10 protein-coding genes are annotated in these 11,902 nt (G+C 56.4%); 2 read left to right on the forward strand and 8 right to left on the reverse strand.

The annotated features are described in order from the left end of the window. Window positions 1-11: 11 nt before the first annotated feature. The 5 genes from RDV48_00535 to RDV48_00555 form a co-directional block, all read right to left on the reverse strand. Window positions 12-1,133, reverse strand: a complete 1,122-nt coding sequence (locus tag RDV48_00535) for a hypothetical protein (GenBank protein MDQ7821255.1) — start codon at window positions 1,131-1,133, stop codon at window positions 12-14. Between the two features lie 125 nt (window positions 1,134-1,258). Beyond that, window positions 1,259-2,350: a hypothetical protein gene (locus RDV48_00540; GenBank protein MDQ7821256.1), complete on the reverse strand. Its 1,092-nt coding sequence runs from the start codon at window positions 2,348-2,350 to the stop codon at window positions 1,259-1,261. A gap of 94 nt (window positions 2,351-2,444) precedes the next feature. Continuing rightward, window positions 2,445-2,972, reverse strand: a complete 528-nt coding sequence (locus tag RDV48_00545; protein MDQ7821257.1) for a class IV adenylate cyclase — start codon at window positions 2,970-2,972, stop codon at window positions 2,445-2,447. 3 nt (window positions 2,973-2,975) lie between these two features. Further along, on the reverse strand, window positions 2,976-4,202 hold the full coding sequence (locus tag RDV48_00550; GenBank protein MDQ7821258.1) for an ankyrin repeat domain-containing protein: 1,227 nt from the start codon (window positions 4,200-4,202) through the stop codon (window positions 2,976-2,978). Window positions 4,203-4,347: 145 nt separating this feature from the next. Then, on the reverse strand, window positions 4,348-6,366 hold the full coding sequence (locus RDV48_00555) for a PQQ-binding-like beta-propeller repeat protein (GenBank protein ID MDQ7821259.1): 2,019 nt from the start codon (window positions 6,364-6,366) through the stop codon (window positions 4,348-4,350). A gap of 456 nt (window positions 6,367-6,822) precedes the next feature. On the opposite strand from RDV48_00555, the gene RDV48_00560 reads away from it, so the two are divergent. Further along, window positions 6,823-9,294, forward strand: coding sequence for an HNH endonuclease signature motif containing protein (locus RDV48_00560; GenBank protein MDQ7821260.1), 2,472 nt, complete (start codon window positions 6,823-6,825; stop codon window positions 9,292-9,294). Window positions 9,295-9,433: 139 nt separating this feature from the next. On the opposite strand, the gene RDV48_00565 is transcribed toward RDV48_00560, so the two are convergent. Beyond that, window positions 9,434-9,691 carry a hypothetical protein gene (locus RDV48_00565; protein ID MDQ7821261.1) on the reverse strand — a complete coding sequence of 86 codons (258 nt, stop codon included), beginning with the start codon at window positions 9,689-9,691 and terminating at the stop codon, window positions 9,434-9,436. A 213-nt stretch (window positions 9,692-9,904) separates the two neighbouring features. Here RDV48_00565 and RDV48_00570 point away from each other — a divergent pair, with 213 nt between their 5' ends. After that, on the forward strand, window positions 9,905-11,011 hold the full coding sequence (locus tag RDV48_00570; protein MDQ7821262.1) for a hypothetical protein: 1,107 nt from the start codon (window positions 9,905-9,907) through the stop codon (window positions 11,009-11,011). A gap of 54 nt (window positions 11,012-11,065) precedes the next feature. Here RDV48_00570 and RDV48_00575 read toward each other — a convergent pair whose 3' ends face one another. Together RDV48_00575 and RDV48_00580 are read right to left on the reverse strand one after the other, a co-directional pair. Continuing rightward, entirely contained in the window at window positions 11,066-11,611 is a 546-nt protein-coding gene (locus RDV48_00575; protein ID MDQ7821263.1) for a hypothetical protein, read from the reverse strand. A 32-nt stretch (window positions 11,612-11,643) separates the two neighbouring features. Further along, the gene (locus RDV48_00580; GenBank protein ID MDQ7821264.1) at window positions 11,644-11,820 is read right to left on the reverse strand and encodes a hypothetical protein; all 177 of its coding nucleotides are present in this window, start codon (window positions 11,818-11,820) and stop codon (window positions 11,644-11,646) included. Window positions 11,821-11,902: the final 82 nt, after the last annotated feature.

The raw sequence follows: 11,902 nt of genomic DNA on the forward strand, positions 1-11,902 counted from the left end.
AGACGAGCCCCCTATTCTTTTCCCCCCTCGTAATAGGGCTTTTCCAGGATTCTCCCTGAGAAGATGAGATCCAGGTAGAGCCACATGAACTGGGGAAGCATGTGAGGGCCTGCCTTGTATTGCCCCATCGTCCAGCTTGAAAAGCCGGCAAAGATTTCCCAGTCAAGCACGCGCTTCTGAAAATCCTCATCACTCAGGTGATAGACATCCTTGACTTTCTCACCGCCGCCGGCGTACATCCCCTTCCAGTCTCCTACCCCGTTCACATAGCCCCTTGCGAAGGTAATGGCCTCTTTGTATTCACCATGTTTTGCCGGGTCCATCTCGGAGAGCTTCACCACGTCGCGGGCAAGCTTCCTTGCCATCCCTTCGTGGGTTTTCCTGTAATCATGCCAGAAGGCATGGGCAAGCTCATGGAGGCCCGCCTGTCGCCCCCACGCATCGACAATGACTATCCTGTCCCAGGGGTACCATCCGCCTGCACCTCCCGTTTTATCAGGGTCCTTTGTATAGAACGACGAGGTCCCCTTGATCAGGGCCGCCACGTGGGGCTTGAAGCCAAAGACGCGGAAAATCTCATCGCGCAGGGCACTGGAGCGCTCTATTCTTGTCATGATATTCTTTTCATTGAGGGCCTCGCGAGGCGCCGGGATCAAGGCGGCCCTTATGACAAGAGGGCTCCTGCCAGCCTCAGTGCTTCCGCGGTACGCGATGACCTGGGCATAATAGATATTCCCGCGCTTCATAGGGCCGAAGCCTACGGTGGTAGAAGCCTGCGGCACCAGGTCCTTCCTGAGATGGATTTCATCGGTGGCGCGGGGAAAACGGTATTCCCTGTCCACGTAATCTTCGCGGGCAACCCAGAGCTCAAGCCGGTCGGCAGCTCCGGTCCCGGGCACCTCGACGCTCACCGAGAGAGGAGAGTTCAAAGCACTGTCGCAGGTGCCGAATCCCATCTTCACTGTGATGGGAAGGGTGCCCTGCACTTCGATCTCATAGGTGGCGAGCTTGTCGCAGAGCTGGAGAAGCGCCGCAGGGAGCGTGGCTTTCGGGGCACCGAAGGCGCAGGCTCCGAGAATTATCATAAAACAGCCCAGCGGCAAAACAGAGCGGAGAGAGTAAAAACCTTTCATGGTGCCCCCCCTTTCTTTATCCCTCACCTCTCCCAAGTTCTCTTCTCTCTTTCACCTCTCCTCTGTGCATGCTCCAGGGCATGGAAAGAGAGAGGCAATGCCGGGCTGTAGAATCGGACGAAGTGCTATTTCCCGAGGAGGTTGGGGAAAAGGACAGTCCGGTAGTAACTGGAGTGGAGAGCTGCCACTGCGGGCCTTGTGAAGCCAAGGGTGCCTATGGCCTTGTCGGTTATCCCCTCCATGGTCCTGCCGAGGGCGTCGCTGAGGGGGCTCGTGATGAAGCCCATGGGGGTGAGGCGGTAAAGAGATCTGCCAAGAGAGAACAGGGATTTGCCGGTTTTTGCAAGAGGCACGAAATCCGTGAGGTGATCGATATATTCCCTGGCGGCACGCGTCACGTAATAGCCTTCAATGGTCACGGAATCATCAGCATTCCTTGAAGCCCTGAAGCGGACGGCGCCTTCGGTGGTGCCGGGAAATGGCCCCGAGCGTTTGTCGGGATTGAGAAAATGGAGCGTCAGCTCGCTTTTATTTTCCCCGTGGATCGTCTGCCGTGTGTCCACGACCGCCTCAAAGGTCCCGGCGGGCAACACGGCCCCCAGGCTCTGGAGCGGTTTCACTCCGTCCATCTTCACGATCACCCTGGTGATCGAGGGGTCCTGAAAGGGGCTTTTCTTCGCGCCGGCAGCTGTATGGTCGTGCCGGGGGATCTCCTCCCAGCGGCCCTCTCTCTCCACAGCGAGGATCGCTGCTGTGGGACCGTTGTTTGTTTTTCCCGCGGAGCCGCCGCAGAATATGCCGTCAAGCAGAAGGGTGTCAAGCTGCCCCTGCACATCCCTGTAAGTGCACTTCTGGTCAACAGCCCATATGGCATTCCCCCTGGCATCCAGGCCTTCGGAGGCCTGGCTCCCGGGATCCACCTCGCTTGGAGCTTTGAGGGAAAACCCCTCGGGGCCGTTCCCTGGCACAAGTATGAAAGGATCGCTGTCGGCAGCCTTTACAAGCCGTTTCAATGCGGGAGACAGCTCTTTTCCGCTTCCGGCCGGGGAGGGACGGGACGCAGTGACGCCGCTGCTTGCTTTGCCGGGGCTTCTCTCAAAAGTATCGCCAGGCAGTGATGCCGCAGCAGACGACGGTTCGCCACATTTGTGAGAGCCGGCCTTGTGAAGAGGCGGGGTCCCATGCAATGAGCCTGCAGGCCTGTTTTCCGATATCATAAGATGCTCCCTGCTTTGGATAAAAGCTCTTAATAAGAATAGCTTAAACCGGGCGCTTCGTCAATGAACACTTTGTTAAAATTCCGCAGCCCTGTCATTGCTGCCGCTTTTTTTCCAGCAGCAGGTCACTGTATGAGCAATGAACCAGATCGGCGTCCGGAATGCCGAAGAGACGCATATATTCATTGCACTGCTTGACGAGGGTATCCCTGCCGATCTTCCCTTCCTCAGAAATTGCTTCAATCTCTACATATGAGCCCAGCTCCGCCACGCTGTCGATATGGAACTTCACGTTGTCGATGAAGTATATCTCCCTCTTCTTGTCCACCACGACTTTTATCCCCAGGGAGCTCGTGAGAATGTCCTTCAATGATGAGCCGGGCGTAGGGTTGTAGAGGATTATCCGCGACTCCTTCGGATCGCTTTTGTCGTCTCTTTCGTAATAGATGAGCTTGTTTTCAATTGTCCCCTCTCTGAGCTTGAGGCGCCCTTTCGGCACATTGAAATAAGTGTCCACCTGGTGATCCTCCCCTGCAAACCTTGCATTTCTCGAGAGGAGGAGCTTCCTTACCGAATCAGCATCCGATGATTTCACCTTGATCTCAATGTTGAGCACTTTCATTGGTTACCGTCCTCCATGGGTCCGAATCACTTCCGCCAGCTTTTTATGCCTGTTCTTCGTGGCAGCCATAAGGGGAGTAGTGCCATACCTGTCTTTCTCATTGAGAGGCGCGCCTTTCTCTATAAGAAAGGCCGCTGCCTGGCAGAGCTCATCTTCACTGATCCCGCGCCTCGCCATAACATCTAAGGTTGCAGCCACCTCGTGCAGCACCGTCTCGCCTTCCTTGGTCTTTGCCCCTATGTTGGCCCTCTTTGAGAGAAGAAGGGCCAGCATGTCCTTTTTTGCCCTGAAAGCGGCAATGTGGAGAGGAGTCCGCCCGAAAGTGTCCAGTGCAAATACCCTCGCTCCCTTTGAGATAAGGAGATCCGCCACTTCCACTGCCCCGTCAAATGCGGCACAGTGAAGGGGGGTAAAGCCTTCGGTGGAGAAATCACTGGTGGTGACGCCTGTCGCATTGACGTCGGCTCCCTTTTCTATGAGAAATTCTGCGATCTCACGATTCCCTCTTTCGGCGGCGAAATGCAGGGCCGTGAAGCCCTGGCCTCCCGGTATGCCTGCTTCCCTCGCTTTCACGAGTGCAGGGGTTTTCGCTGCCAGGGCCTTTACCTTGGTGACATCATTCCTGCAGAGGGCGTCAAAAAACTCGTTGACCTGCGAGGCAAGAAGGTAGGTTCCCTTCGTCCTCGAGAGGAGGCGCACCGCATCCTTGCTGCCATTGGAGGATGCCCAGTCAATGGGAGTCTTTCCCTCCTTATCTTTTGCCCGGGGATCGGCGCCAAGGAACATCAGCAGCCCTATGATTTCCGCCTGGCCCTTATCCTGGCTGGCATTGGCAGCCCAGTGAAGGGCAGTGGCTCCGTAGGTGCGATCCTTCTCATCAACACGGGCGCCGTGCCTCAGCAGAGACTCCACGATCTTGACGTGGCCTTTGTAGGCCGCGTCCCGCAGGGGCGTGTAGCCGTCGTTATTTTTCGCGTTCACGTCGGCTCCATAGGCCATGAGCTCCACAGCAGCGCTCATATGTCCCCGGTAGGCAGCCCAGTGCAGAGGGGTGTTGCCGTGGGCCTCATCCCTCGCGTTTACAAGCTTCCTGTCAGACTGCAGCAGCCTTACGACTTCCTCTCTGTCGCCGTTTTTGGCCGCATCGTGAATAGGCGCGGCCCTGAGAGGAAAGGCTGCGATGAGTACCAGCAGCGACAGGGCAAGAAGAGTCCGCAGAGCTCTTTTCATGGTTCCCACCTCCAGTGTCAATAACCAACTATTTGACACACGGGAGGCGAGAGCCTCTTTTGGGAAGAAGCCCCGGGCCGGCGCTCGAGATGACGGCAGTACCGCGCCTGCCTGGCAAAAGCTCTCAGACCTTATTGATCCTCACTCACTCTTTTCTCCCTGTGTTGAAGAGGTTCTGACGGAACTTGGGCCAGGGGCTCGTGGCCAGGGTGCCGGTGCCGAAAAGGGCGTAAAATCTCTGATTGCGCGAGCCGAAATAGATGGTGCCGTCGCTCCCTATGGAGGGCGATGAATAGATATCGTCTGTCGTTCCATAGCTCCACCGGAGCGAGCCTGAGGCATTGAGGGCATAAAGCTTGTTGCTGTTTGAGCCGAAATAGATGGTGCCGTCGCTTCCTATGGCAGGAGAGGAATTGATTTCGTCGCCCGGGGTATAAGACCACCGGAGCGAGCCTGAGGCGTTAAGGGCAAAAAGCCTGTTGGTAGGGGCGCGTGAGCCGAAATAGATGGTGCCGTCGCTCGCTACGGCAGGAGAGGACATGCACCATTGTCCTATGCTTGCGGGATAACTCCACCGGAGTGAGCCTGAGGCATCTAGGGCATAAAAATTGCCGTCGCCTGAGCCGAAATACACAGTGCCGTCGCTTCCTATGGCAGGAGATGCATAGATTATATCACCCGTGGGATAGGTCCACCGGGGCGCGCCTGAGGCGTCAAGAGCATGAAGATTCCTATCGTTGGAGCCGAAATAAATAGTGCCATCACTCGCTATTGCCGGCGAAGAGTGGATTTCACCACCAGTCATGTAGATCCACCTGAGCGCGCCCGAAGCATTAAGGGCATAAAAATTCATATCATTCGAACCGAAATAGATGGTGCCGTCGCTTCCTATGGCAGGCGACAAAAAGATTTCACCTCCCGTCTGGTAACTCCATCGGGGCGAGCCTGAGGCATCTACCGCGTAGAATTTTTTATCGTCCGTGCCGAAATAAATGGTGCCATCGCTCCCTATGGCAGGAGAGCCTGTCTGCATGCACCCGCCTGCGGTGTAACTCCAACGGGGTGAGCCTGAGGCTGAAAAGGCATAGAGTTTGTAATCATCGGAGCCGAAATATACCGTGCCGTCGCTCCCTATGGCAGGAGAGGAACTGATCGGCCCTGCATAAGAATAGGTAAAGCTCCACCGGAGAGTGCCCGCAGGGGTCGGTGAAGGTGACGGCGACGGTGACGGTGACGGCGACGGCACGCCTCCACCCCCACCTCCTCCGCCCCCACCGGGAGAGGTGGTGGGAGTCGGTGCTGTCGGGGAAGGCGTGGGCGTTGTCGGGGATGGCGTGGGTGTTGTCGGGGAAGCCGTAGGCGTGGGCGAAGTGGCGTAGATATTATAGTTCTGCACAACTCCTCCGCCGCCGGGCGATGACACGTTGAGAACCGGGAAGGTATAACCTGTCAGAGAGAAATTGATGGAGTACTGCGTTCCCGGGGTGAGACCGTAAAAGATGATCCTCCCGTTGGCGTATGTTCCTGTCGCGCTCCAGTCAATGGTGGGCGGCGTGCTGTCTGTGAAGTAGCCTATCTTTACTCCCGTTGAAGGGGTGATTGAGGCTGCGACTCCTGAAACTGCAGGCCTTGCGCTTTTGGAAGGGAGTGCGGCATCGACGATGACATAATCCTTCGTGGTATCGTAGGGATTATCGGGGCCGGCGATCTGGTTCCACTGCGAGACCTGCACCACCGTGCGGTCCACGCCTGCCGTGTCGCCTGTCACCGAGAGGCTGTTGAGCTCAGTGGTGACATAATCAGCCTTGCTGAAGGTGATTGTGTAAGTCCCCGACGGCACGCCGGTGAAGCGGTACTGACCGTTCTGGTCTGTCGTCGTAGAGCTGACAGTCACCGTCTCTTTCGGAATCCTGAGGAAGTCCTTGATAAAATTCCCGCCCCGGGCCTGCGAGAGGGTGCATGCGGCGCCCTGCACAGGAGTGCTCGTGATGGTGTCGCGGAGCGTGCCTGATACGGAATAGGCCTGGGAAGTCTCTCCTCCTCCACTTCCGCCCCAGTATGACGCGCCCGATTCGCCGCCGCCTCCCGCGCAGCCTCCCAGAATCAGGGCCATGGAAAGAATGACTGCCCAGAGAAACGAGAAAATATTACTCATCTTATTCATTGGTCTTTGCTCCTTTCAATGCTGCAACAAAAACTCATATATTACCATGCTGAGGACCATGCGAGGGTGAAAAGAAACTGGAAATGGGAAGTATGACTCAATAAACGAAGTATAGCATAATAGTGAAAAATTGTCCATCGGATATGTTTCCCCCACCGGACCATATTTCCCCGGTATTGCATAGTAATGTTACCGCGGGCACTTTGAATGCCGCCTCATAAAATCTTTCCAACGAAAAGAAATTCCACCCGGCGACAGATCCGGTCTTACACGCATGAAAACCGGTCCAATCCTTCGCTGACTTACGCTCTATGGCCTTCAGGGTCATTTTTGACCTCTTCGACCCTTTCAGGCCCTCTGGAGGGCATCCTGCGATGGCCTTTTATCGTTGCAGTGATAAGGTTTTTAAAGGGTGCCTTATTTGATATTTCATCATCGTTATGATATCATATAATCATGGATACACATGAGACCCATTCTATCTCCAATATGTTCCTCCCTGATGAAGAAGAGCTTCTTCACCTCGGTGATTCGCTTTCTTCACAGGACTGCGAGGATATGCTCCTCCTCCCGGAGCCTTATGAGCTTCCCGCGGAGGGGCCCTGCAGGCCTGAGCACCTCGTCAAAATCACCAGGGAAGGCCTCATCCCCGAAGCGGAAAGGCTCACCGGGGACATCACCTTCGGCTCAATCGACAGGGATGAGCGGGCATCACGGATCGATTTCACCCTCTGTGAGGCAGTCCGCGGCCGCCAGGCGCTGGACATTGTGCTTGGGGGCCTTCTTGTCACTCTTAAAACGAAAGGGGTTGATCAGTTAGGATACCGCTCCATGGGAGTCTTCGCCACGGAGCATCTCTCGTTCTCGGGGCGCACCGCGTCGGAGCTGATGCACAACTTCGAGCTTCTCAGGGCGCTCCCCCTCACGCGGGAGGCCTATCTTGAGGGCAGGATCGCAAAGAGCGCCCTCAGACATCTGTCGAGGGTCGCCACCCCTGAGAACGAGGCTGAATGGCTTGCCATTGCCAGTGGGCGCTCTCTGTGCGGCCTTGAGCGGGAAGTGAAGAAGGCTCTCGCAGAAGAGAAAGCCGATGGGGCGCCCGGTTCTGAAGAAAGTCTGCGCGCGGCGGGCGGAGCATACGATGATTCTCACGGCGACGGGGATGAAGGCACGATGATGTATTTCACTGTGCCGCCCTCCCTTGCCCTCACCTGGGACTTCGCCCTCTCCCTCTTCAGGGACAAAGAGCACTATGACGGGCCCTCCGCCGGCTTCGTCGAGGCGATGCTGGCGAACTTCATGGCCTCGGGGCACGTTGCCCCAGAGCTTCAAGCCCTTGATGACAGGGGGAACCGCCCCATATTCTCCCGGGTACCCCTCCTGAAGAGGCGGATGGGAAACCGCCGCGGGAGCGATCCTGATGAGGTCACCTGGAAAGACGGCGAGGGAGAGGCCGGTGAGACTCCGTGGTCTTCCCAGTGGAGCATCTTCTTCCCGTCGTGGCTGGAGGAGGCCCGGCCGGGAAGAGACGTCGGGGTCTCCGCCAAGGCGATTGCGAATCGCCTCCGGAAGGCCGCCTCCATCCGCCAGAGGCTCGACGTGGCCGCGGGAATGCTCCTTCGGGCGATGGATGAGCGGCAGCTCCACCGCCTTCTCGGCTTTGAGTTCATCGAGGATTATGCCGGTGAGCGCTGCGGCTTCTCGATGGCCCAGACCCGCCAGCTCATCAGGCTCGCCGAGGGCTTCCACCGCCACTCCCTTACCGAGGATGCCTTCAGGAAGGGCATCATCACCAGGGAGCAGGCTCGCCTCATTCTTCCCGTCGTGGACTCCAGGAATGAGTCACAGTGGATCGCTTATGCCGCGAGCGTGCCCACGGCGGACCTCAGGGAAGAGGCAGAGCGCTCTGCGAGGATCCTGGAGTATGACTGCCTGGTCTCCCATAATTACATACTTCTTCCCGGATTCCGCTACGTCACTGACGAGAGGTTTCACAACCTGCCGGAGGAAGTGCAGGACATCATAAGGACCGGGTCCTGGTACACAGGCCCTTCCCTCAATCCTTCGTGGCCTCTCACGTCAGATGACGAGGAGCTTATTGCGAGCCGCGACAGGCACTTTGATGCGCCCTGGAGGTATTTCAGAGATGTGGAAGAGATGCTCGCCTCACAGGCCTCCATGAAAATTGAAAAAAAATCCACCCTGTGTGCGGGCCTCGAAAACCAGTCGGGGAGCGATCAACTGCATGCGGGGGTATGCAACGGGGAGGAGCAGGCACCCCATGGGCATGGATGCGAAAATGCCCTGTGCTCGTGTCATCAGTCACTGGAAAAAGCCCGGGAAGCCTGCACCATTCCCCGGGGTGAGAGCCCCGATGAGGCTTTCCTGGTGGACATCCTCTCGGCAGGAGATCCCTCGCAGGCAGCAGGGAGCGCCATGATGATCAAGTTCTTCCTCCCCCGGGAGCTTGAGGCGCTCTGGAACCTGGCAGCTCATGCCTTTCTCGGCCGCCTTGCCCTCGCAGAAGGCACCGAAAGCCCGATCCTGCCGGAAGAGAAATTCCTTGCAGCCCTCCTTGCAGACTACCTTGTCACCGAGGGAACCTTGAAAAAAGCGGCCCATCATCATACAATCATGAAGCGTGACCGCTTCCGCTGCCAGACCCCCGGCTGCCGATGCCGCAGAAACCTCCATGTGCACCACATCATCAGGCGCTCCCAGGGGGGCACCGATGACCCCTGGAACCTCATTGTGCTCTGCGAGGCCTGCCACCTCCACCTGCTCCACAATCTGCGTACCCTTACCGTGAGGGGCAGGGCACCTTACGAGCTCACCTTCACCTTCGGCTCCCTCTCGGAAGGTACCCCTTTCCTGGTCTATGAAAAGGGTCTCCTGGCAGAGCCTGGTGTTTTCATGAAATCTCGATAAGAAAGGCCGCAGATGTGGACACCGATCCTGAGCCGACAGCGGCCGGATATGGCAAGTGTCAACAAGGGTGTGTCTTGCCGCTTATCTTTTTGACGCTTAAGCTAGAGGTAATGAAAGACGCCGCTCCCGCTTGTGCATGTCAGTAATACTCATAGTCTCTGTTTTCGCTGCTATTCTCTCCGGCACGCCACATGAGCGCCACAAATATCACGGAGGCAATGGTTGCCAGGGCTATCTCGAGAAAATAGGTCTGCAGGTTCCTGATTAACAGCTGCATTACCGGACTCCTGAAGAAAGCCATGTAAAGGCCCGCCAGAATGACAAGAAGTATCAGCAGGCCATCTATCTCGAATACCACATCTCCTTCAACCTTGGTTATCTTCACGAACTTCATCACCGCCGCCTCCCTTCTTATTCCTTCTGCCCTCATTCTAGCACATCGCCGGCACCCCGTCTGTGCTCTGCAGAACAATTGTGATTTCCCGTAAAGAATTCACAGGCCGTTCACAATGATTTTACAGAGGCTTCATATAAATGGAACACCTTTGAGAATTATTGAGATATAATGAAGCTATAGACAAAGTAACAGCACAACAGGGGGGGAAAGTCCATGGCTGAAGATTATGGCCTTGGTGGAGTGGGAAGCATAGGATGTGGATCTTACACGGAGAAAAACAAGGGGTCATCGCCCCTGCTGCTGAGTCCATCAAGCACAGCGCCCCTGCAGTCCAGAGGATACCGCAGTGCCGATTCAGATGAATTGCGCCGTCTCGTCACCACGCCTGCCGACAGCTCCACTCTCTCCACTGAGACTCTCGGCGGGCACCACGACGATGAAAGGGGAAAGTCTCACCTGAAAAATATTTCCGGGGCATTGAAGGGCACACCGGCATCCCAGGGCGCCGGTGACGATGGCGACGCCGGAAACGATAAGGCGCTGTCGTGGTTTAACGAGAAGCTGAAAAGCCTCGACGGTACTGAAATCCAGAAAAGTAAGGATAAGCATGGCACGCCCATTGTTGCCGGCGATGGCTCCACGAAGACCGCTGATACCCAGAGCACGGGCAGCGCTGCACAGAGCGGGCAGGCACAGAAAAAAAATTCACTTGACTCACTTGTCGAGATGTTCAAAGACCCGTCGCTCCCCGGGAAAACCGCCCGGGAGCGCCTGGAGCACGTGCTTAAGGAGACAAGCAGTGGCGACAGGGTCCACTTCAAAAAAAAGTTCGATGACAGCGGGTTCGATAAGGACTTCCAGGACGGCAGGCTCCTGAAGAACCCGGAGCTCTCCAACAACCAGGTGGGCCACTTTCTCACTGCCGTTGACCTGGGCTCTACCAGAGGCCCTTTGTACAATATATACCAGAGAGCGGCCATAGGTCATGAAAAGACCGGCGACAACAATGGAGGCTATCTTTACGATGTGAATAAGACCCAGGCCTGGCAGACTGACCGGGCTGACGTGAAGGACTTCGAATCAGCCGTGGAGAGCGCGAAGTCCGGCAACAGGGCTGCGGTGAAGGACAGCGTAGGGAAAATCCTCAAGGATCTTCCCTACACCCATAAACCCTGGCCCAGCAGACATCCCCGAAGAGGAAACAGCCACCAGGATCTTGCTCTCACTGCCTATGGATACGCCCTGGCCCAGAAGATCAGCGACGGGTCACTGGCTTCTCACCAGGATGTGGCGCAGTGGCTTGAGAAGAATCTCAAATAACAAAATAAATCCTTTTCCACCAGTGCACTCCCAGAGACCTGAAGCATGGAAAGTTCACTCCTCAGGGCTCCCGTAGATGAGGGCCCTGATTTTCTTTATCGTGTCGCGATCGGCAGTGACTATGACTGCACGGAGGCGGGAATCCTCCTGAAGCGTCGCGTGGGGATAGAGCTTCTGCAGTATCCCGATGATCTCCCCGGGATCGGCATGGGCGAGGCGAAGGGCTTCTGTTACTTTTTCGGCTTGCATGGTCATGAGGTTCGAGGGGAGCTTCTGGAGCATCTCGTCGGTGCCTACCACGACGGTCCCGTCGAGAACCTTGTAATTATAGCCGTTGGTTGTCACCACAAGATTGAGGGCCGAGAGGGCCGGCACGTTTTTCAGCTCCACCGTGACGGTCCCGGTCACCTTGGGATCAACGACGATGTTGAGCCCCATATCCCTGGCAAGCCTGTTGAGGACCGGGACAAGATCGGCCCTCACATAGCTCATGGAGACAAGCTTTTCGCTCTGGGCCCTGCTTTTTTGAGGCGAGGCGACCCCCTGGCCTGAGGATGTGGCAAGCATCACAAGAAGAAGTATCATTACAGGATAGCGCATCGCTTTTTCCTCCATGAACCGGGATATAATCGTCAGAGCTTCTCTGCGATGACCAGCATCTCGAAGTCTTCCGGCGTAAGGACATGGTTCCTGCTTAAGGCTCCCAGCCTGGCGCCATATATGTCAACATTCTGAAAGCCGAGGCATGTGAGCTGCCACGTGATTTCCGAAGGGACATAGAACCTTTCGTTGGACCTTATGGATTTCACAGAGCCCCTGTCATCGGAAAAGCTCCTCATACCATTGCGGCGGGGCAGCTGTGCCGGGCGGTTTCTTTCCCATGGTGTGATA

This window comes from Candidatus Eremiobacterota bacterium, assembly GCA_031082125.1.
Taxonomy (GTDB): domain Bacteria; phylum Vulcanimicrobiota; class CADAWZ01; order CADAWZ01; family Ess09-12; genus Ess09-12.

Excerpts from the sequence above, each read along its gene's own strand:
- RDV48_00560 (MDQ7821260.1), top strand. The coding sequence starts at position 6,823 with ATGGATACACATGAGACCCATTCTATCTCCAATATGTTCCTCCCTGAT.
- RDV48_00570 (MDQ7821262.1), top strand. The coding sequence starts at position 9,905 with ATGGCTGAAGATTATGGCCTTGGTGGAGTGGGAAGCATAGGATGTGGA.
- RDV48_00575 (MDQ7821263.1), bottom strand. The coding sequence starts at position 11,611 with ATGCGCTATCCTGTAATGATACTTCTTCTTGTGATGCTTGCCACATCC.
- RDV48_00550 (MDQ7821258.1), bottom strand. The coding sequence starts at position 4,202 with ATGAAAAGAGCTCTGCGGACTCTTCTTGCCCTGTCGCTGCTGGTACTC.
- RDV48_00540 (MDQ7821256.1), bottom strand. The coding sequence starts at position 2,350 with ATGATATCGGAAAACAGGCCTGCAGGCTCATTGCATGGGACCCCGCCT.
- RDV48_00545 (MDQ7821257.1), bottom strand. The coding sequence starts at position 2,972 with ATGAAAGTGCTCAACATTGAGATCAAGGTGAAATCATCGGATGCTGAT.
- RDV48_00535 (MDQ7821255.1), bottom strand. The coding sequence starts at position 1,133 with ATGAAAGGTTTTTACTCTCTCCGCTCTGTTTTGCCGCTGGGCTGTTTT.
- RDV48_00555 (MDQ7821259.1), bottom strand. The coding sequence starts at position 6,366 with ATGAATAAGATGAGTAATATTTTCTCGTTTCTCTGGGCAGTCATTCTT.